This is a genomic window from Komagataeibacter sp. FNDCF1 (assembly GCF_021295335.1).
Classification (GTDB): domain Bacteria; phylum Pseudomonadota; class Alphaproteobacteria; order Acetobacterales; family Acetobacteraceae; genus Komagataeibacter.
Genome location: NZ_JAIWOT010000001.1, coordinates 615,162 through 636,121 on the forward strand (window position 1 = coordinate 615,162; position 20,960 = coordinate 636,121).

General features: G+C 63.2%; 18 protein-coding genes. 13 read left to right on the top strand and 5 right to left on the bottom strand.

Annotated features, from left to right (window positions below):
- Window positions 1–116 precede the first annotated feature (116 nt).
- On the top strand, window positions 117–1,580 hold the full coding sequence (locus tag LDL32_RS02760; protein ID WP_233064372.1) for a sodium:solute symporter: 1,464 nt from the start codon (window positions 117–119) through the stop codon (window positions 1,578–1,580).
- 131 nt (window positions 1,581–1,711) lie between these two features.
- Window positions 1,712–3,019 (top strand): glucose/galactose MFS transporter, encoded by a 1,308-nt coding sequence (gene gluP / locus LDL32_RS02765; protein ID WP_233064373.1) that lies wholly within the window; start codon window positions 1,712–1,714, stop codon window positions 3,017–3,019.
- 167 nt (window positions 3,020–3,186) lie between these two features.
- Here gluP and putA read toward each other — a convergent pair whose 3' ends face one another.
- Window positions 3,187–6,753: a bifunctional proline dehydrogenase/L-glutamate gamma-semialdehyde dehydrogenase PutA gene (putA, locus tag LDL32_RS02770; RefSeq protein WP_233064375.1), complete on the bottom strand. Its 3,567-nt coding sequence runs from the start codon at window positions 6,751–6,753 to the stop codon at window positions 3,187–3,189.
- A 139-nt stretch (window positions 6,754–6,892) separates the two neighbouring features.
- Between putA and LDL32_RS02775 the strand changes: the two genes are divergently transcribed.
- The 5 genes from LDL32_RS02775 (at window position 6,893) to LDL32_RS02795 (ending at window position 10,463) form a co-directional block, all read left to right on the top strand.
- Window positions 6,893–7,360: an Lrp/AsnC ligand binding domain-containing protein gene (locus LDL32_RS02775; protein ID WP_233064376.1), complete on the top strand. Its 468-nt coding sequence runs from the start codon at window positions 6,893–6,895 to the stop codon at window positions 7,358–7,360.
- Between the two features lie 365 nt (window positions 7,361–7,725).
- Window positions 7,726–7,992, top strand: a complete 267-nt coding sequence (locus tag LDL32_RS02780; protein WP_233064377.1) for a hypothetical protein — start codon at window positions 7,726–7,728, stop codon at window positions 7,990–7,992.
- Window positions 7,989–9,449, top strand: a complete 1,461-nt coding sequence (locus tag LDL32_RS02785) for a PepSY domain-containing protein (protein WP_233064378.1) — start codon at window positions 7,989–7,991, stop codon at window positions 9,447–9,449. Before LDL32_RS02780 ends, LDL32_RS02785 begins: the two co-directional genes overlap by 4 nt.
- A gap of 8 nt (window positions 9,450–9,457) precedes the next feature.
- Window positions 9,458–9,751, top strand: a complete 294-nt coding sequence (locus LDL32_RS02790; protein WP_233064379.1) for a hypothetical protein — start codon at window positions 9,458–9,460, stop codon at window positions 9,749–9,751.
- 208 nt (window positions 9,752–9,959) lie between these two features.
- A complete protein-coding gene (locus LDL32_RS02795) occupies window positions 9,960–10,463 on the top strand; it encodes a flavin reductase family protein (RefSeq protein ID WP_233064380.1) in 504 nt (167 codons plus the stop codon).
- 164 nt (window positions 10,464–10,627) lie between these two features.
- On the opposite strand, the gene LDL32_RS02800 is transcribed toward LDL32_RS02795, so the two are convergent.
- The gene (locus LDL32_RS02800) at window positions 10,628–10,780 is read right to left on the bottom strand and encodes a hypothetical protein (protein ID WP_233064381.1); all 153 of its coding nucleotides are present in this window, start codon (window positions 10,778–10,780) and stop codon (window positions 10,628–10,630) included.
- Here LDL32_RS02800 and LDL32_RS02805 point away from each other — a divergent pair.
- The 4 genes from LDL32_RS02805 to LDL32_RS02820 all read left to right on the top strand — a co-directional run bounded on the left by LDL32_RS02805 (window position 10,779) and on the right by LDL32_RS02820 (window position 15,769).
- On the top strand, window positions 10,779–11,717 hold the full coding sequence (locus tag LDL32_RS02805) for a dihydrodipicolinate synthase family protein (protein ID WP_233064382.1): 939 nt from the start codon (window positions 10,779–10,781) through the stop codon (window positions 11,715–11,717). The genes LDL32_RS02800 and LDL32_RS02805 overlap by 2 nt on opposite strands.
- Before the next feature lie 92 nt (window positions 11,718–11,809).
- The gene (locus LDL32_RS02810) at window positions 11,810–12,838 is read left to right on the top strand and encodes an Ldh family oxidoreductase (protein WP_233064384.1); all 1,029 of its coding nucleotides are present in this window, start codon (window positions 11,810–11,812) and stop codon (window positions 12,836–12,838) included.
- A 37-nt stretch (window positions 12,839–12,875) separates the two neighbouring features.
- The gene (locus LDL32_RS02815) at window positions 12,876–14,231 is read left to right on the top strand and encodes an FAD-binding oxidoreductase (RefSeq protein ID WP_233064386.1); all 1,356 of its coding nucleotides are present in this window, start codon (window positions 12,876–12,878) and stop codon (window positions 14,229–14,231) included.
- Complete coding sequence (locus LDL32_RS02820) at window positions 14,231–15,769, top strand: sodium:alanine symporter family protein (RefSeq protein ID WP_233064387.1); 1,539 nt, start codon at window positions 14,231–14,233, stop codon at window positions 15,767–15,769. Before LDL32_RS02815 ends, LDL32_RS02820 begins: the two co-directional genes overlap by 1 nt.
- Window positions 15,770–15,779: 10 nt before the next feature.
- Here LDL32_RS02820 and LDL32_RS02825 read toward each other — a convergent pair whose 3' ends face one another.
- Window positions 15,780–16,271, bottom strand: a complete 492-nt coding sequence (locus LDL32_RS02825; RefSeq protein ID WP_233064388.1) for an Lrp/AsnC family transcriptional regulator — start codon at window positions 16,269–16,271, stop codon at window positions 15,780–15,782.
- A 273-nt stretch (window positions 16,272–16,544) separates the two neighbouring features.
- Here LDL32_RS02825 and LDL32_RS02830 point away from each other — a divergent pair, with 273 nt between their 5' ends.
- Window positions 16,545–17,345, top strand: coding sequence for an SDR family NAD(P)-dependent oxidoreductase (locus LDL32_RS02830; RefSeq protein WP_233064389.1), 801 nt, complete (start codon window positions 16,545–16,547; stop codon window positions 17,343–17,345).
- 17 nt (window positions 17,346–17,362) lie between these two features.
- Here the strand turns inward: LDL32_RS02830 and LDL32_RS02835 are convergent, their stop codons facing one another.
- Window positions 17,363–18,556, bottom strand: a complete 1,194-nt coding sequence (locus LDL32_RS02835; protein ID WP_233064390.1) for an MFS transporter — start codon at window positions 18,554–18,556, stop codon at window positions 17,363–17,365.
- Window positions 18,557–18,826: 270 nt separating this feature from the next.
- On the opposite strand from LDL32_RS02835, the gene LDL32_RS02840 reads away from it, so the two are divergent.
- A complete protein-coding gene (locus tag LDL32_RS02840) occupies window positions 18,827–19,861 on the top strand; it encodes a TauD/TfdA family dioxygenase (RefSeq protein WP_233064391.1) in 1,035 nt (344 codons plus the stop codon).
- 96 nt (window positions 19,862–19,957) lie between these two features.
- Here the strand turns inward: LDL32_RS02840 and LDL32_RS02845 are convergent, their stop codons facing one another.
- The gene (locus LDL32_RS02845; RefSeq protein ID WP_233064392.1) at window positions 19,958–20,914 is read right to left on the bottom strand and encodes a GlxA family transcriptional regulator; all 957 of its coding nucleotides are present in this window, start codon (window positions 20,912–20,914) and stop codon (window positions 19,958–19,960) included.
- Window positions 20,915–20,960: the final 46 nt, after the last annotated feature.

A 20,960-nucleotide genomic window follows, 5' to 3' on the forward strand; every position in this document is an offset into this window, starting at 1 on the left:
GCATGTTCGTGACAGGAACAGAACGGATGCCTGTTGCGGCAGGAGACCGTTTTTCAGCTTTTATCGGGGGAATTATCTGGTCATATGGTTTCCCTCTGTGACGTGATGGAAGCGGTATGTCCACACCCGATCTCTTGATCATCTGCATCTGTTGTCTGGCCCTGCCATGTGTCGCGTCCGCCCTGTCGGGGCGACAGGATAGCGTTTCCACCTATGTCGGGGGGCGGCATGACCTGCCTTGGTGGGGGATCTGCCTCTCCCTTGTCGCGACGGAAACCTCGACCCTGACCATCATCAGCATACCCGGCATCGCCTATGGCAGCGGCATGGTGTTCGTGGGGCTTGCGGTCGGGTATGTCATTGGCCGCATGCTTGTCGCGTGGCTGTTCCTGCCGCGTTATTTTTCAGGGCAGGGGGGCAGCGTCTACCAGTATCTGGGCCGTCGTTTCGGGCGGGCGATGGAGCGTACCGTCTCCACCACCTTCCTGCTGACGCGCGTGCTGGCCGAAGGGATCAGGCTTTTCGCGGGGATGCTGCCGGTCGCGGCCATACTGGCTGCCCTGAATTTTCCGCTCCCCCAATGGGCGGCCATGCTGGTCGTGGTGGGACTGACGCTGCTGTACACGATGTATGGTGGCCTGCGTGCCGTAGTCTGGTCCGATGCGATGCAACTGGCCATCTATGTCACGGGTACCGCTGCGTGCGTGGCGCTTCTGTTCCATCATGCTACAGCCATGCAGATCCATATGCTGCGCCATTCCAACCGGTTCCACCTGTTCCATAAATCCACGCTGTATTTTCTTGATCCCTATACGCCCTGCGCCGCCATGATTGGCGGAGCCATCATGTCCATGGCCTCGCACGGGACCGACCAGCTTATGGTGCAGCGCGTACTGGCGGCCCGCACTCTGCGTGACGCCAGGGCGGCGCTGGTTGGCAGCGGTGTGCTGGTCGGCTGCCTGTTTGCCATGCTGTCGCTGGTGGGAATGCTGCTGTGGGCACGCAATGACGGGCGGCCGCTGGCCGCGATCGGGGTGCAGGCGTCGGATGCCCTGTTCCCCGGCTTTATTGTCCACGACCTGCCACCGGGGCTGGCGGGACTGCTGGTCGCCGGCCTGCTGAGCGCCACGATGGGCTCGCTGTCCGCCACGCTCAATGCCATGACCAGTGCGACCCTGCTGGATTTTGCCACCCCGTGCGGGGCAATGGCACGCAGGGCGGGGCTGTCCTCGCTGGCCTTCGCGCGGCTGGTCACTGTGCTGTGGGCCATTGTGCTGGTGCTTGCCGCGCTGGGGTTTGCGCATGGCCGTGGGCCTGCGGTCATATTCGGCCTGTCGGTGGCTTCATGCTCCTACGGTGCCATGCTGGGGGCTTTCGTCCTTGCCATGTTCAGCAGGCGTGCGCGCATGCGTGAGGTACTACCTGCCTTTCTCGCCACGCTCGTCATGGTATGCGGCATCATGGTGTTCTGGCGGCCTGATGGGCACATGGTCGCCTTTGCATGGCTGGTGCCGCTGGGCGTGATCCTGATGTCCACCTGCAGCCTGACTTTACGGACCGTTCTGAAAAAGCGGGAATGAGCATTCCGGCCCGGCAGGGCGGCCCGATGGCCCTGTCATGCTGACGGTATACGGGCCGTTCTGTCCGGTCATGGCCTTCCGGATGGATCTGGTGGCGCATTCATGATCTGGAAATAAAAAAGGAGGGAGCATTGCCCGGCTTATTCCCCCACTGCCCGGCGGGCCGGCATGGCTGGCGCCCTGTCATCCTGCTCGCCTGCCTGTTTTTTGTCATCGGGTTTGTCACGTGGCTGAATGGCCCGCTGATCACCTTTGTCCAGGTTGCGTTCAGCCTGAATACGGTCGACGCATTTCTCGTGCCGATGTGTTTCTATCTCTCCTATCTGTTCTTTCCCCTGCCCGCGACCCTGCTGATCCGCGTGACAGGGCTGAAAGGGGGGATTGTCGCGGCACTTGTCCTGCTATCTGCCGGGGTCGCCATTTTTGGTGAATGTGTCAGCCTGCGTATCTATTCCGGCGCCCTGGGCGGGCTGTTTACCATGGGGGCGGCCCTGTCGCTGCTGCAGGTTACGGTAAATCCCTATGTCACCCTGCTGGGACCACCGCAGGAAGCGGCCCGGCGCATTGCCATAATGGGCATTGCGAACAAGCTGGCAGGCATCATGGCGCCCATCATTCTCTCGCTGCTGGTCATGCGCCATCTGGATGATCTGGCCATGCGGGTCGGGGCCGCGCCTGACATGGCCACGCGGGAGCGTATCCTGAGCCAGTTCGCCCATGCGGTGCAGGCTCCCTATCTTGTCATGGCGGCCGGGTTGCTGGTGCTGGCAGTCGGGCTGGGGCGTTCCGCCCTTCCACAGATCGACATGTCCGGCATCGCCCCGGTTCCCGCACCCGAACGGACAGGTGCCCGTCCGCCCGGTCCATTCCACCTGTGGTTTGGCGTGCTGTGCATGTTTGCCTATGTCGGGACGGAAGTCATGGCGGGCGATGCCATTGGCGTCTATGGAAACAGCCTGGGTATTCCCCTTGATCAGGCAAAATTCCTGACATCGCTGACCCTGGCGGCCATGCTGGCGGGATATGTCGTGGGCATGCTGCTGGTGCCGCGCGTTTTCTCACAGGAACGCTATCTTGGTCTTTCGGCAGCCTGCGGGCTGATGCTGTGCGCGCTGGGGTGGCTTACGCAGGGCTATGTATCGGTGCTGTGCGTGGCATTGTGCGGCTTTGCAAATGCAATGATCATGCCTGCCCTGTTCCCCATCATCATTTCCGGTGTAAAGGAACGGCGCGCGCAGGCAACCGCCCTGCTAGTCATGGCCTTTTGCGGCGGTGCGGTCATACCGCGGGTGTTTATCCAGATCGCGCCCTTCACAGGGGTACAGGCTGCATTCGCGGGTCTGGCCATTCCGTCCTATTGCCTGATAATATTATATAATATTATTACCCGGCGACGTAACGGCTCACGCATTCCGCCCGTGATGACGGTCGAAACATGATTATGCGGCCTGGCTGCATGCCATGAACAGGGCAGGTCGCCCGCATGCCGGTCATGGGGAATGGACCGGCCCGGCAGTTCGGGCCAACCCCCAGGTACCGTAATTCCACGCCACGGACCGGCTGCCGGGCAGGCTGCAGCCGGTCCGTTTGCGGCACCCTGCCTGTTTTACTTCATTGTCATGAGTGCCGCGTTTCCGCCTGCTGCCGTCGTATTGATGCTGACCGAGACTTCATGCACCAGCCACTCCAGCGGGTACCGCCCATCGGGGCGCGGCGCATGCAATGTCACGATGGGACCGCCACGCGCGGCAAGGCGACCGGCCTGCTCAAGCCGCTGCTCCGCCGTGCCCGCGATCAGGGCAACGTCAACGCTGCTGCCGTCCTCAAAGGCCGAGACGAGCCCGGCCAGTTCCGCCGGAACGGGGGGCAGGGTCCGCAGCAGCGCCTGTGGCGCCATGACACGGTTGCCGGTGGCAAGTGCCGCATCCATCTGCTCAAGCAGGGCATCGGTGCTGGGCCCCAGGCACAGGACCGTGCCACGCGGGTGCAGGCGGTAGATGTTATCTTCACCCACGGGGCCGGACAGATGCAGTTCCGTGCCCAGTGGCGTGGCGCTGAACAGGGGGGCAAAACCGGGCCGCACCAGTTCAAGCCACGCGCGGTAGCTGCGTGCCGTATCGCTCAGCGCCCGGCTGAAAGGCTGCCCCACGGGCGGGACGGCGGCCAGCAGGCGGCGCAGGTAAAGCGGGCCACCTGCCTTGGGTCCCGTGCCGGACAGGCCATGACCACCAAAAGGTTGGACGCCCACGACCGCGCCCACGATGTTGCGGTTGACATAGATATTGCCCGCATTGGCCCGTGCGGTGCAATGCGCCACAGTCTCGTCAATGCGGGTATGCAGCCCGAAGGTCAGGGCATAGCCGGTTGCGTTGATCGCATCCATGACCCTGTCCATGTCCCTGCGCCGGTAGCGCACGACATGCAGCACGGGGCCGAACACCTCGCGCTTCAGGTCACTTATGTCATCAATCTCGATCAGCGTGGGCGGGACGAACGTGCCATGGGCGCAGGTATCGGGCAGGGGAACCTGATGGATGCGGTAGCCCTTTGCGCGCATGTCCTCGATATGGCGGTTGATGATGCCCTGTGCCTCGACGGAGATGACGGGGCCGATATCGGTCTCCAGCAGGGCCGGCAGGCCGGTGCGCAGTTCATCCATGCCACCCTTGAGCATGGTCAGGGTATGCTCGGCGCATTCCTCCTGCAGGCAGAGCAGACGCAGCGCGCTGCAGCGCTGGCCCGCACTGTCGAAGGCGGACGCCAGGACATCCCCCACGACCTGTTCCGCCAGGGCGGAACTGTCCACGACCAGTGCGTTCTGGCCCCCTGTTTCGGCAATCAGGGGAACGGGCTGGCCGTTTGCGTTCACGCGCTGTGAAAGCTGCCTGTTGATCAGGCCCGCCACCTCGGTCGAACCGGTAAACAGGACGCCACACACGCGGGCATCCCCCACCAGACGCGCACCGGTATCGCCCGCACCGACCACAAGACGCACCGCATCCGCCGGAACACCCGATTCATGGAGAATGCGTACCGCCTCACGCGCGATCAGCGGTGTTTCCTCAGCCGGCTTGGCCAGCACCGTATTACCGGCGGCCAGCGCCGCCGAAACCTGGCCCATGAAGATGGCCAGTGGGAAATTCCATGGGCTGATGCAGGTCACCGGACCCAGCGGCACGTAGCTGGCCGGATCGAATTCCTCCGTAATCCGGACTGCGTAATAACGCAGGAAGTCCACGGCTTCACGGATTTCGGCCACAGCGTTGGAAAAGGTCTTGCCGGCCTCGCGTATGATCAGGCCAAGCAGGCGCGGGGTCTCTGCTTCCAGCCGGTCGGCCGCCGCCATCAGGCATTTGGCCCGCTGGGCCGGGGGCAGGCCGCTCCATGCAGGGAATGCCGCCTGGGTTGCGGCAACGGCCCCGTCAACTTCCTCCGCCGTTGCATATGCGACATGGCCGACAACGTCACGCTGGTCGGCGGGATTGACCACGGCCTGTCCATCTTCGCCAAACAGCGGGGTTTCAGGCGCCAGGGACTGTGCCAGGCCGCGCAGTACGTCCTCATCCGTCAGGTTCATGCCGGCGGAATTGGCCCGTTCCGGGGCAAACAGCGCGCCGGGCAGGCGAATGCGGCTGGGGGCCGCAGGATTGAATTCGCTGACCGGGTCCGCGATCAGTTCGTCAATGGTGACGCTTTCATCCTGGATGCGGTTGACGAAGGATGAATTCGCCCCGTTTTCCAGCAGGCGGCGGACCAGATAGGCCAGCAGTGTCTCATGCGTGCCGACGGGCGCGTATACCCGTACCGGGCGGTTCAGCTTGTCCGGGCCGACCACTTCCTTGTACAGCGCTTCACCCATGCCATGCAGGCACTGGAATTCGAACCGCTCGATCGTGAAGTCCGGGCCGGCCAGTGCGTAGATGCTGGCCAGTGTCTGGGCATTGTGGGTGGCGAACTGCGGGAAGATGCAGTCCGGCGCGCCCAGCAGTTTGCGCGCGCAGGCGATGTAGGCAATATCGGTATGCACCTTGTTGGTGAAAACCGGGAAGTCCTTGTATCCCTCCACCTGCGCGTGCTTGATCTCGCTATCCCAGTATGCACCCTTTACAAGGCGTACCATCACGCGGTGGTTCGTGCGCCGTGCAAGATCGATGATCCAGTCCAGGACGAACGGCGCCCGCTTCTGGTAGGCCTGCACCACGAAGCCGATGCCCTTCCACCCGGCAAGCGAGGGGTCCTGGCATAGCGCTTCGAGCAGGTCGAGCGAGATTTCAAGCCGGTCGGCTTCCTCGGCATCGATGTTGAAGCCGATGTCATAACGCGCGGCCAGACGGGCCAGCGTGGTCAGGCGCGGCAGGAGTTCCGTCATGACCCGCTCACGCTGCAGGCGTGAATAGCGGGGATGAAGGGCCGACAGTTTTACCGAAATGCCCGGTCCCGCATATACGCCCACCCCGGCCGAGGCCCGGCCGATGGCGTGGATTGCCGTCTCGTAATCACGGTAGTACCGATCAGCGTCGGCATCCGTCATCGCGGCTTCGCCAAGCATGTCGTACGAGTAGCGGAATCCTTTTTCGACCAGCGGCTGGCTGTTCTTCAGCGCTTCGTCAATGCTCTGTCCGGTAACGAACTGCTCGCCCATCAGCCGCATGGCCAGATCCACGCCGCGGCGGATCACCGGTTCACCACACCGGGCGATCAGCGCGGTCAGGCTGCCTGCCAAAGTGGCTTTCTTTACCGGGGCAAGCAGGCCACCGGACACCACCAGTCCCCACGTCGCGGCGTTGATGAACAGGGAGGATTCACCCCCCAGATGGCTGCGCCAGTTCCCCTGTCCGATCTTGTCACGGATCAGGGCATCACGCGTGGCGGCATCGGGAATGCGCAGCAGCGCTTCGGCCAGGCACATCAGCGCCACACCCTCATGGGTGGACAGGTCGTATTCGCGCACCAGTCCCTGCACGATGCCCGTGGTGCCATTTTCCCGCAGCACTTCCACCAGGCGGCGGGCGGTCTGGCGTACCAGCGGGGTCAGATCTTCGGGAAGCGTGGCCTCACGTGCCAGCGCCTGGACACGTTCGATCTCGGGCGGACATGTCTGCGCCGTGATGGTGCGACGCAGCGGGGAACGGTCGGGAACGGCGGAAGAAAGAGACATGAAAGGGGCGGTCATGATGTCCACTATTCGTTATGACGTAGAATCATTCGTATGGGCTTACGGGCCGAATTTGGTATTGAAGTTACAGGAATATTAAATATTATATTCAGTCATACCGTCAAATGGAAAATATTATTCGGAGCGATTGGCTGCCATGGATGATCTGGACCGCAGAATTCTCAGTCATCTGCAGCGTGACGGGCGCATGACGAATCTCGAACTGTCCCGTCTGGTCCATCTCAGCCCCGCCGCAACGCTTGAGCGCGTGCGCAAGCTGGAGCAGTCGAATGCCATCCTGGGCTACATGGCCCGCCTCAATCCTGAATCCCTTAATCTGGGGCTGCTGGTTTTCATTCAGGTGACACTGGACCGCAGCAGTCCCGACCTGTTCGAGATGTTTTCCCGCACCGTGCGCGACATACCGCAGGTCACCGAATGCCATATGGTTGCGGGCGGGTTTGATTATCTGCTCAAGGCTCGTGTGCGGGACATGAATGCCTACCGTCTTTTCCTGGGTCGTACCCTGACACGCCTGCCCGGCGTGCGCCAGACCCATACCTATACCGTCATGGAGCAGGTCAAGGCGGAATCAGCCCTGCCGCTACCCGGGCTCAATACCTGAGGGGATTCCGTTTGCCTGCACGCAGGCCCTGCACGGGGCCGGGATACCCTGAGCCCGGGCCGAACGGATAACCATGGCGGGAGATGTTCGCACCCCGCCAGTACCGGGGGGCCGCCGCTTTGCCCCACCCGCAAATCCCGTAAATAAACCCACATCAGGCCCGCTATCGATCGCATGGCGTCCGCCAGTCCGCCAGTCCGCCAGTTTGGCATGATCGCATGGCGTGCCAGCATATCCGGGAACCTGTCGGGGTGAGATACCGACGCGACCCGCCATATCTGCACGCACCCGTTACATTCGATACGCAGGGTAACTTTACCGCGTTCCGGTTCCATCGTATTAACATGCGAATGAATCGCAACATTATGTCAGGGATCAGTTCTTCCCCGCCGGGTCGCACCATCCGCCTTGTCGTATGCATGGGGCTGGCATGGTGCTGTGGACGGGCCATCGTAAGCGCGGTTGCCGTCCATGTGCCCGAGGGGGGGGAGGGCGCCTATGTCATGGGCCAGATAGCGGCCTGCGCAGTGATTCCCATGCTGATCGTGGCCGGTTTCGGGTGGCGGCGCCATGGCCTGCTGTTCCTGGCCGGTCTTACCGTGCTGGCGGATCTGGCCGGCTGGGTGCGATGATGCGGGACACGCTGCGCCTGCGGATGGGCTGGCTTCATGCCTGGGTCGGGTTCATGGCGGGAATACTCCTGCTGGTGGTCTTCGCGGGCGGGACGCTTGCGGTATTCGATACGGAAATAACCCGCTGGATGCAGCCGGAAAACCTGCGCCTGCCCGGCAATACGCAGCCCACGCCCACAGCGCTGGAAGCCGCGCGCCATGATCTGGAAGCCCTGCGCGCCGGGGGCGAGTTTCCTTTCCTGTCCCTGCCTTCCGCACGTGATCCGATGCTCCGGCTGCTGCATTACGATGGGCATGAATTCATCGGTCCGGCGCTTGACCCGCTGGACGGGCAGGCCGTGGCGGTAAGGCAGACGGTTGGCGGACAGCTGTTCTACAACCTTCATTTCACCTTATGGCTGGGTCACGACTGGGGGCGCCGGGTGGTTGACGGGCTTGGTCTGGCCATGATCGTGGCCACGCTGTCCGGCGTGATCATCCATCTGCGCGCATTGCTGCCCGACCTTGTAGTGTTCCGGCCATTTGCGTCGCGCGCACGGGCGTGGCTGGACGTGCATGTCGTGATCGGTGTTTTCTTCCTGCCGTTCATCGTGGGCATGGCCTATACAGGGGTTGTCATCCATTCGGCGGCAATCCTGCCTGATGGCGCACCTGCCCATCGGCGCCCTCCCGCCGCGCGGGCCGATGTGAAGGCAGCGGTGGCCCTGCCGCCCCTGGCCCCCATCCTGAACCGTGCGGCGCAGGAATTCGGAACCGGGCAGACAGGCTTTTTCCTGTTTAACCCCAATTATATCAGTGCTGCCCGTTCCGATGGCGCGGGTTTTCGCCTGACCCGGGACGAGGCGGAATTCCGTTATGACGACGGGATGTTCCTGCGCACCCTCCGCCATGATCGCGCTATGGAAATCGTGGCCCAGGGGATCAGGGGATTTCATTATGCCCGATGGACCCCGCCGGGATTGCGGTGGCTCTATTTCCTGTCGGGGCTTGGCGGAACTGTGCTCATTGCAAGCGGTCTCGTTCTTTTCCTGATGCGCCATCGCCGCCGGCATGGGGATACAATCGGCTTCCGCATGGCGGAAGCCGTGGCGACGGCGGTCATCGTCGGCTTTCCGGTTGCAACGCTCGGGCTGTTCTGGGCCAACAGGCTGCTGCCTGCAACGCTGCCCACCCGACTGGCGTGGGAGGGTGACATCTTCGTGGGCATCTGGCTGGCCTCCATGTTGCATGCCTGTGCCGAAGCCCTTGCCCGGCGGCCAGTGGGCGCGTGGCGGTGGCAGTTGCGGGGCGTCGTGCTCCTTGGCATGGCCCTGCCGGTCATGGACATCCTGACACGTCCCGGTTGGGCAGGCGTGTTGGGCAACAATGTTTTTTGCGCCGTGGATGGCTGTGCACTCGGGGTTGGTGCCGCTGCCATGATCATAAGCCGGCGTCTGGCCCCGCGTTGCCCCGCATGAGAGGGGTCATGTCCGTCCTTTTCATGGATGCCGCACCATTCTGGGCCTTTGCCTCATGGGTCATGGCGCTGTGTGCTCATGCGCTGCGCCAGCCCAGGATCCGTCGACTGATCGGGCATGATGACGGGAGCGGTGGCGGGGCTGGCATGATCACGCTGCTCCTGCTGCCTGCACCGCTGGCGGGACTTGCGCTGTGTGTTGCGGCCGATGCGGCGATCGGTGTGCTGTACTGGTTTGGCACGCTTTCCCTTGCAGGGGTCGTGACGGCGCTGGGGCTGGCCTTCATCCAGGTACGGCGCTGAAGCCTGCCGGCATGCCCACGCGGCGTGCCGGTCACGAGCGCCCGGTGCATTGCATGCAAAGGAATCAGCATCATCCATGGCCTGCCGTGGCAGTCGCCCGTGGTGCCCGCACGGCCATGCAGGGACCAGCGCGCCGGGCCGGCTTCTGGACATTTCCCGTTGCGGCACGCCATTGTGTGGACCCATCCAATGCAGAGGAGATCGTATCATGGACGAACAGAACAGGAAAACCGCGCTGCGGATGATCCCGTATGGGCTCTATGTACTGACGGCCGGAACGAAAGATACCGCCATTGCTTCCGCCACGATCAACTGGGTGACCCAGACCAGCTTTGCCCCACCGCTTCTGGCCCTTGGCATCAAGACGGATTCCGCCGTTCATGCCGCCGCGCGGGAAAGCGGTGACCTGGTGCTCAACATCCTGGGGCAGGGGCAGGGCGGTCTGGCCTTCGCCTTCTTCAAGCCAGCCGAATACGCCGATGGCAGGCTGGGCGGGCAGGACATCCGCTGGGCCGCGAATGGCGCACCCATCCTGACCGGGGTTCCGGCAGCAGTGGAACTGAAGGTGCGCCATGTCGTGGAACTGGGGGACCATCATACCTTCGTGGCCGAGGTCACGGACGTGCACCTGAACCGGGAAATTACGGGGCGCCCTGATGAAGCGGTCCTGCAGATGAAGGATCTGGGCGAGAAAGTCTTCTACGGCGGCTGACCGCCGCACTCCTGTCACGGCCCGGAATACCGCGTGCATGATCCGGCATGCCGGGGGAGCGGCGGGGCGGAATCCCGACAATGCCCGCCACCGTGGGGCGCTGTTGCATTTCCGGATGCAAAAATGCGTGCCCAACCCGTACAGGGTTGGATAAATTGTCTCGATTACGAAAGGAACATGCCGGCGCGGTGATGATGCAGGGGGCTGGCGGCTGGCGGGGCATGGCGGTTTTCAGCCTCCGCACGCACGGCAATGGTGGCGGCCACCAGCGGGTGACGTTGCCTGTCGCGGGCCAGGTCCCGAGCACAGGCTGGCATGAACGAGAAACATGGCATTGGACAGGAGCGTTATATGGCCATTCGGTGGCAGGGTGTATTCCCGGCGGTTACGACCAAGCTGAAGCCTGATTTCTCGCTGGATACCGGGGCGATCCATGCCGGGGTTGAACGGCTGATCGACAACGGGGTCAGCGGTGTCGTGATGATGGGCATGGTGGGGGAAAACGCGCAGCTTTCCCCCGAGGAGAAGCTGACGGTCCTGCGGACGGCGCGCGAAGCGGTGGCCGGCCGCGTGCCGATCATTTCCGGTCTGGCCGAGACCAGCACGGCAAAGGCCGTGGAATATGCGCGTGAGGCCGAGCGTATCGGTGTTGACGGGCTGATGGTCTTTCCCGGCCTGACATACAGGTCCGACGACCGTGAAACGATTGCGTTCTACCGGGCCGTGGCGGATGCGTCGGGGCTGGATATCCTGCTTTACAACAACCCGCGCGGGTATGGCGTTGACCTGACGCCGGACGTGGTCGCGCAGCTGCTGGAAGCGCCGACCATCGTGGCGATCAAGGAGGAATCCTATGACACCACGCGGGTGACCGACCTCATCTCGCGTTTTGGTGACCGCCTTGACGTGGTCTGCGGCGTGGATGATCTGGTGCTGGAAAGTGCGGCGCTGGGTGTGCGGGCCTGGGTGTCGGGCATGGCCAACGCGCTGCCACGTGAATCCGTTGAACTGCTTTCACTGGCCATTGCGGGTGATTTCGAGAAGGCGCGCAGGCTCTACACCGTCCTGACGCCGCTGTACCATCTCGATACGGTGGTGAAGCTGGTCCAGCACATCAAGCTGGCCGAGCGGATCATCACCGGCTCGGCCGAGACCGTAAAGCCGCCGCGCCTTGACCTTGAAGGGGCCGAGCGCGACCGCACCATCGCAATCGTCGAGAAGACGCTGGCTGATCTCAAGGCGCTGGGATACTGATGAAACCAGTTGCATGATCCGGCAGGCCCCGTTGCTGCCCGTCGCCAGGGCAGGAACACTGGCAGGCCTGCCGCCAGCCATGGGAAAATATGATGACAGATGAATCTGGCTGCGTCCGCCTGCCGGTCGAAGCCGTGCATGACCTGGCGTTCCGGGTGCTGCGGCACGCCGGCATGTCGGAACCCCACGCCCGTGCCATTGCGGATGTTGTAACGGCCGGGCAACGTGATGACTGCCAGTCCCATGGTCTGTACCGGCTGCTCATCATTACCCACACGCTGCGGCAGGGCACGGTATCGGGCACGGCAACGCCCGTCGTGCATGACCGCACGCCTGCGGTGGTGGCGGTGGATGCGTGCTCCGCCTTCTCGCCGCTGGCCTTCGAGGTGGGCAGCAGGCACCTGGCTGAAAAGGCGCGCACGGTTGGCATCGCGGCACTTGCGATCAATAACTGCTACCATTTTTCCGCCCTGTGGCCCGAAATTGAAACCCTGACCGCGCAGGGCCTGGCCGCCATGGCGATGACACCCAGCCACGCCTGGGTCACGCCCTTTGGCGGTGGCACGCGGCCGACATTCGGGACCAACCCCATGGCCTTCGGGTGGCCGCGACCGGACCGGTTCCCGTATGTGTTCGATTTTGCCACCAGTGCCGCGGCACGTGGCGAGATCGAACTGCACCGCCGCGCGGGCAGACCGATCCCGCCGGGCTGGGGTGTCGACCACGCCGGGCATCCGACAACAGACCCGGATGCCGTGATCAATGGCGGATCGATGCTGACGTTTGGCGGACACAAGGGATCGGCACTGTCGACAATGATCGAACTGCTGGCGGGTCCGCTGATCGGTGACCTGACCAGCCTGGATTCACTTGAACGCGACGGCGGGGCGGGGGGTACTCCGTTCCATGGTGAACTCGTGATCGCATTCAGTCCCGCCCTGCTGGGCCTGGGCGATACGCAGGGTGACACCCAGCGTGCCGAACGGCTGTTCGACGCCATTGTCGACCAGGGGGCCAGGCTGCCCTCGCAGCGGCGGTTCGCGGCGCGCGAACGCAGCCTGAAAGAAGGGGTGCCGATACCGCTCGATCTGTATCACGAGGTCAAGGCGCTTCTCGACTGACGATGACGGGCGGAACAACAGCGATCTGGAGCAGAATATGTCACATCTGGTTGTAATTGGTGCTGGCATTGTCGGGTTGAACTGCGCGCTATCCGCCCAGCGTCGCGGATGGCGTGTCACCCTGATCGATCGTGATTTCGAGGGAGATCGGGCATCCCATGGCAATGCCGGTGGGCTTGCCGTTTCCGAATGTGTTCCGCTCAGCCTTGCCGGGCTCGGCCTGCGGCCGCTGCGCTGGCTTGTCGACCCGCTTGGGCCGCTGGCCATCCGGCCCGCCCATGCCCCCCGGCTGCTGCCGTGGTACCGTGCGTTGAGGAAGATCAGCCAGAAGGGTAACTTCGCGCGGATCGGGGATGCGCTGGCCGCGCTAAACCAGCATGCGCTGGACCCGTTCATGGCGATGCTGGCCGAACTGGGGCTGTCGGGCGACCTGCACCGCAATGGCGCGCTGAGCGTTTATGAAACCGACGGGGCCTTCCTGCGTGACCAGCCATCGTGGCAGTTCAGGCGTGAGCGCGGTGTCCGGTGGCGGGAAGTGGGGCGGGAGGAACTGCACGCGCTGGAACCTGGCCTGGCCCCGGTTTTCGCGCGCGCCATCATGATTGAGGACTGGGCCCATATCGATGATCCCCGCCGGATCGTCGACCGGTTGCGCCATTATCTGGCCGGACATGGCGCCCGTTTGGTCACAGGCGAGGCCACGGCACTGGTCATGGCAGAGGACGGGGGTGCCGGCGCCCGGCTTGCCGATGGTACGGTGGTGCGGGGCGACCGGGTTCTCGTTGCCGCGGGCGCGTGGGCCGCGCGGCTTGCCCGCACGGTGGGTGATGTGGCGCTGCTTGAAAGTGAACGGGGTTATAACACGACCCTGCCGCACAGTGCGCACCGGCTCAGCCGTGAGGTCCTGTTTGCGGAGGCAATGTTCGTGGCGACCCCGCTTTCGGTCGGTTTGCGGATTGGTGGCGCTGCGGAATTCGCGGGGCTGCAGGCCCCTGCCAACTACAGGCGCAGCGATGCGCTGCTGGCGCTGTCGCGGCGCTATATCACCAGCCTTGACGAGCGCGACAACCACAAATGGATGGGCCACCGCCCCGCGACACCGGACTCACTGCCGGTCATAGGTCGCTCGCCCCATAGTCCCCGCGTGCTCTATGCCTTCGGGCATGGTCATCTGGGCCTGACACAGTCGGCCATTACCGGTGAACTGATTGGCGACCTGCTTGATGACAGGCCGACGGCAATCGATCTTTCACCCTATGGCATTGACAGGTTCCGCAGGGGTGGAGCCCATCAGGCCGCACGACCCGTTCCTGCCCCCGCAAACCACGGACGGACCCGTGATGCCGCCATCCGCCAGCAAGAACCGGCAGCCCGGACAGGGAGTACACCGTGATGGAAATGCTGTCGCGCATCAACGAAATCCTTTGGACTCCGCTCGTATTTTTCGTGCTGGGGTTCGGGCTGTACCTCACCATTAGGACACGGGGCCTGCAGGTGCGCGGGCTGCCGGACATGCTACGGCTCATCACCAGCCGTGAATCCGGTGATGCGGGTATTTCTTCCTTCCAGGCGCTTGCACTCACGCTATCAAGCCGGGTGGGCGTGGGAAGCATTGCGGGCGTTGCCACCGCCATTGCGGCGGGTGGTCCCGGCGCGCTGTTCTGGATGGCGACGATGGCGATACTGGGTGGTGCAACCGCCTATGTGGAATCCACGCTGGCGCAGATCTACAAGGCCAGGGTCAACGGTACCTATTGCGGCGGGATTCCATGGTATATCGAAAGGGGGCTGGGGGTGCGACGGCTGGCGCTGTTTGCCGCCTTCATCGCGCTGTGCCTGTATGCGGTTTTCGCGCCCGGCATCCAGTCCAACAATATCGGACTGGCCGTTGCTGCGTCGTTCGGGATCAATCCCATCTATACCGGCGCGGTTGTCGTATCGCTTCTGGCCTTTATCATATTCGGTCACCGCAGGCGGCTGATCCATTTTGTCGAATACATGGTGCCCTTCATCGCCGGGGCCTATATCCTCATGGCGCTTGTCATTATCGGCGCGAATGCGGGCAGGCTGCCCGGTGCCATCCACCTTATCCTGTCCAGTGCGTTCGGGTTGAATGCCGTCTATGGCGGAATCGTGGGGTCGGCAATCATGTGGGGGGTCCGCCGGGCCCTGTTCGCCAATGTTGCAGGGGTGGGGGAAGGTACGTTCGGTTCGGCCGCCGCCGATGTCGCGCATCCCGCGCAGCAGGGGCTGGTCCAGTGTTTTTCCATTTATATCGACACGCTGTTCGTATGCATGGCGACGGGTGTGATGATCATCATCACCGGGCAGTATAATGTTCTTGGCGGCGGTACCCCCATCACGGTCCACCTGCCGGGTGTCGAGGCTGGTCCCGCATTCGCGCAGGCTGCCGTCAATTCCGTGTTCGGTGGTCTTGGCGCGCCAGCCGTGACCTTCGCGATCTCGGCCTTTGCCTTCATGACGATGATTGCCTTCTATTACATTGCCGAGACAAATCTGTCCTATCTGTGCAATGGCCGAAACAGGCTCGCCGTGCAGGTCCTGCGCATCGTGACGTGCCTGAGCGTGCTCAACGGAACCATCAGGCCATCCGCGCTGATCTGGGCCATGGGCGATTTTGGCTATGCGTGCCTCGCCTGGACCAACATGCTGTGCCTGGTTTTTCTGGCAAGACCGGCCCTTCTTGCCCTGAATGATTTCTATACGCAGAAAGCCAGGTCACGCGAGCCTGTCTTTGATCCGGTCAGGCTGGGCATTGCCCATACCCTGTGCTGGCCCCGGGGCACCGACACCAGGGTTGTCGAGACCCCGACACCGTTTACCGAGGAGCTTGTCGAACCCCTGCATGACGATGCCTTCTCCCTCTTTACCCCGACCATGCCGGATACGGGACAGGAGAAACGCCCCTGACCGGCAGCGGTCAGTCGAGTTCGGGAATGTCGACCATGGTGCTGGTCTTGACGCTGTCCAGCACCACCAGGGTGCGATAGGTGTCAACGGTCGCGTTATCGGCAAACAGGGCGCGGGCCAGTTTTTCATAACGTGGCATGTCTTGCACGATCATGATCAGGATGAAACCGCCATTCCCGGTCACGTAATAGCAGTGCTGGATTTCCGGTATGGTCCTGAACAGTGACTTCGTCGCCTCGACCATGGCGGAGCCATCGCTTTTCAGATGGACCTCGACCACGATCTTGATGGAGGGCATGAAGGCATCCGCCGCGACAATCGCGACATTGGCGGCAATGATGCCACTGGCCCCCATCCTGGCGATACGGCGCTGCACGGCGGCAGCCGAAAGGTGGACCTGCTCGCCGATCGTGCGCTGCAGGGTGCGGTTGTTGACCTGCAGGATGCGCAGTATCGCACGGTCGAATTCATCAAGAGAGACGCTGGAAACCGATCTTTTCATAGGCCCTCGACCAGACAGTATCGTATTTCAGTAACAGGAATGATGCCGCCATCCCAGCCCTGCCGCCGTGGCATCGGCCCGTATCTTCATGCTGCATGACAACGCCGTGCAATAGGGGAGGAGGGGCCGCCCCCGCATGCCCGGTACCGGCGCCATGGTCATCAACCTGCGGCGTGCATCGGGGGCGGTTCCACGATCCTTCGCCCATGGATGACATCCTGCCCGTGCGGTCTGTAGGATGCCACGGACGGTGGATGAGGGGAGAGGGGTCACATGATCAGTCAGCTACAGTCGCGATCCGGTGCGGGCGCCAGCCCGGCATATGATTTTACCGGACAGCGTATCCTGGTAACGGGTGGCGCACGCGGCATCGGGGCCGCGACGTGCCGGGCGTTCCGTGCCGCCGGCGCACGGGTAGCGGTCGGGGCACGCAGCATGGCATCGTTCACCGCTTTTACGCAAACCTGGGGAGCGGACGGCTACGTTCCTGCAATCGGGGCGGTTTCCGACCAGGCATCGTGTGCGGCGGTCGTGGCACAGGCGGTGGAGATGCTGGGCGGTCTCGATGTCCTGGTCAATTCGGCTGGTGTGTATGACGAAATCGCAATTGACGATATCGGACAGGCGCATTGGGACGAGACCATGGCGGTCAATGTCGGCGGGACGTTTTTCTGCATGCAGGCAGCCTTGCCCGCGCTGGAGGCGCGACAGGGCTGCATTGTCAACCTTGGTTCGGATGCCGGTCTGGTCGGTGCATCGAATGCGGTGGCCTATGCCGCGTCCAAGGGGGCAGTCGTGAACATGACGCGGGCCATGGCTGTGGCACTTGCGCAGCGTGTGCGCGTAAACTGCGTCTGCCCCGGCTTCATCTGGACCGAGATGGTGGAGCGGGCGGCTCGGGCAAGCGGCGATTTCGAAGCGTATGTGGAAGCTGCGCGCGCCCATTCGCCAATGCGCCGGATCGGCACGCCGGAGGAGGTGGCCGCGGCCATTCTCTATCTTGCCTCGGACGCGGCGGGTTTCGTGAACGGTGTGGCACTACCGATGGATGGTGGCGGAATTGCCGGATACTGAACCTTGATGGCACCTGCTCATATCGCCGGGGGCGTACTGGCCAGTTTGCGGACCAGTGGGCGAAGGGTGAAGGCCGCAGCCAGACAGATGACCATTCCGGCAGGTCCGACCGCGCCATATCCGCCCATTGCCCACGCCATGACCCCGGTAGTGAGCGAACCAAGTGACATCATGAGCAGCCAGACGCCAGAGCACAGGACCGCAAGCCGCCCATCCGGTTCAACCGCAAAGGCGGTTCCAAGCATGAGGGGATAGGCGAAGAACCAGCTGACATTGAAGATGACAAGGGCAAGCGCAAAGGCAATGCCGCTGGACACGGTCGTCAGTGCCGCGCATGACACGGCGCAGATGACCAGCGACAGCAGCACCGGACCGCTCCCCCTGTCATGGCCGGTCCGTGTCGCGAGTACGATGTTGCCCACGGCACAGCCCAGCGTCGCGATGCTCTGGCAGCAGCCGTAATAGAAGGCGGACAGGCCGATTGCATGGGCGGTACGTTCCATGAATGGCCAGATCGCAAGGGAGCCGAAGGTGAAAAGCGCCATGGCGACAAGCATGCGCCATCCTGCCGGTGAGATCCTGCGTGGATACCGTATCCGTGTGGCATCGGGTGCCGTGGGTGCCCGGCCACCGGGCAGGCAGGGCGCGGCCGCGCACAGGCAGGCGGAAAGGGCGGCAAGGGCCGCGAACATGCCCGTAACCCCGAACCGCACGCCAATCAGGGGCAATGTGAGATTGACGAAGGTATAGAGCGCGGTCTGCAGGGCGATACCGGCCGAAAGCGCGCGCGCGGGATGGCCGGTGCGGCCGGCGGCAAGGTTGAGCGCGACATTGGCAAGACCGTAACCCAGTCCCGTCACGATTCGCCCCGGAAGAAGGGCCATGAACAGACCGGTGGTGGCGGACAGGAACTGCGCCGACACAACCAGCAGGCCGGCCACCCCCATCAGGATCCGTGGGCTGAGTGCCGCCGCGCGTGGGGCGGCAACGAACATCGCGACAGCATAGGAAAGGGTTTCAGTCATGCTCCACACACCCATCTGCACCGGAGTGAAACCGTATCGGTCGATCAGGCGGCCGATGAGGAAGGTCGTGAAATTGTTGCCGATATGGGCTGCAGCCGTGGCAGCCCCGATACCAGCCAGGGCCGGCCACGGCAGGGACAGTATTGGCCTGCGTCTCGGCGTGCCTGTCGTATCCGGTTCTGTCATATGCGTTTCCCTGCGCATGATCGCGGATCGCGATGGGTGTCGATGCTGCTTGACAGGAACACGATCTCCCTTTTCAGTTGCCAGATACAGCTACATCGACATGCCCTGACCGTGGAGGCAAGAGGCGGGTTCCACGATATCCCGCAGCATCAGGAAGCATCCCGTTTCATTTCGATGTCGTGACAGTAAAACAGTGTTCCATTTCCCACGTCATATCGATGCGCCGCGCACGAAAAGCGCGACATCATGACAAACAGGCAGGAGTGAGACATGGCCGGTTCCATACAGGATACATCAGGCGGCATCGACGCGGTTGCCACGCTTTCGATCACCCCGGTCGCGGGGCGGATCGGGGCGGAAGTACAGGGCGTGGCACTTGCCGACCTGCCGCGTGACGGAGAACGGGCGCGCGCCATCCTGCCCGCGCTGCATGACGCGCTTGGCCGTCACAAAGTACTGTTCTTTCGGGGCCAGAGCGCATTCGATGATGCCGCGCACCAGACCTTCGCGCGCCTGTGGGGGATGCCGGTCAACCACCCGACGGCCCCCGCGCAGTCGGGTGAATCGCTGCTGGAACTCGACTCCCGTCATGGTGGCAAGGCGAATATCTGGCATACGGACATGACTTTTCTGGCCAGTTATCCATCCGCGTCGATCCTGCGTGCGGTCCTGATCCCGCCAGCGGGAGGCGATACGATGTGGGCGAACACTGTCGAGGCCTATGCCCGGCTCCCGCCGCCGCTCAGGGTGCTGGCCGACACATTGTGGGGCATTCACAGCAACGACTACGATTATGCCGCCAACCAGACCGAACCGGATGCCGGTGTGGATGCCTATCATGCCGCATTCGTCTCATCCGTGTATGAGGCGGAACAGCCTTTGGTCCGCGTCCATCCGGTCACGGGTGAACGCGCGCTTGTCCTTGGCGGATTCTTCAGCCGGTTCTCGGGGCTTGGCTCCACTGAATCACGTCATCTGTTCGATATTTTCCAGGCGCATGTAACACGGGCTGAAAACACGGTGCGCTGGCGCTGGCGTGAAGGGGACGTGGCAGTATGGGACAACCGGGCCACGCAGCATTACGCCATTGACGATTACGGGAACCAGCCGCGCATCGTGCGGCGGGTGACCATTGCAGGCGATGTGCCTGTTTCGGTCGATGGCCGGTGCGCGCGCCAGATCCTGCCCATGGCCACACCCGACCTGCGGGTTGCGGGCGACCGGTTCGCGCAGTGTGTCGCGGGCATCGGGGCGGGACTTCCGATACCCACGTCCGGCCCGGCCCCGCAATCCGGGCCATCGTGATATACTGCGTCCGGCCGGTTGGTACGGCGCGCGCGACCTGCTGGCATTCCCCGGGCATTTCTTCCGCATTCCGCCAGTTGGCGGTTATTGCCCCTGTCATCCCCGTGCGGGGTATCGGCGCAGGACGGGGGCGTTCACACTCTGCTGCCGGTCATGGCTTGGCGCGCACCCGAATGTTGCGCGGTAGACCCGGGAAAAATAGGCAGCCGATGAAAACCCGCTTGCGATTGCGGCCGCTGTAACCGAAACACCTGTCTGCTGGAGAAGCTGGTGCGCGCATTCCAGCCGTATCAGCAGATAGTCCTGCACCGGTGTGCGCCCGGTATGGCGCAGGAACCGCCGTTCAAGCTGGCGTAGCGACAGGCCAAGCGCCTGCGCGATTGCAGCGCAAGTGAGAGGATCGTCAAGGTGCGCGCGCATGAGTGCCCGCGCGCCGGTAATGACCGGGTCCCCTGCCGGAGAAGGGGCGGACACCGCCTGCCTGCGCCCGGGCAGCAGGTGATCGGCAACTTCGCCTGCTATCGTATCGCCAAGATGCCAGCCAAGCCATGCGGTCATCATGTCCAGGATAGCGCCACCGCCCGCACAGGTCACGCATGATCCGTCGCGCAGCCACGGGGTATCGACCGGGCTGAGTGCGGGATAGGCCTCACGAAATCCGAAAAGATTGTCCCAGTGCACGGCGGCCCTGCGTCCGGCCAGCACACCGGCTTCGGCCAGGGCCACGGTACCGTTCTCGATGCCTATCAGTTCGGCGCCAAACCGCGCCCCACGCCGCAGAACATCAAGAACGCGCCGGTCACATCCCGGACGGTGGGCGTCGAAGCTGGCAAGGACGAAGATGCTGTCGGACCGGTCATGCAGCGGCAGCCCGCTGGTCACGGCCACCACTGATCCGGAACTTGCCATGGCGGGCTGGCCATAAAGCGAGGCAAGGGTCCATTTCACCACGTCGCGACCGCTCAGCCAGTTTGCGACGAACATGGGTTCGGTTACCGCCGCAAGGCCGAGATGGGAAAAGCCGGGCAGCAGGATCACCGATACGTTCCGCATGGGCATCTTCCGTAAGAAAATCTCACCGTACCATATTTCGACATCG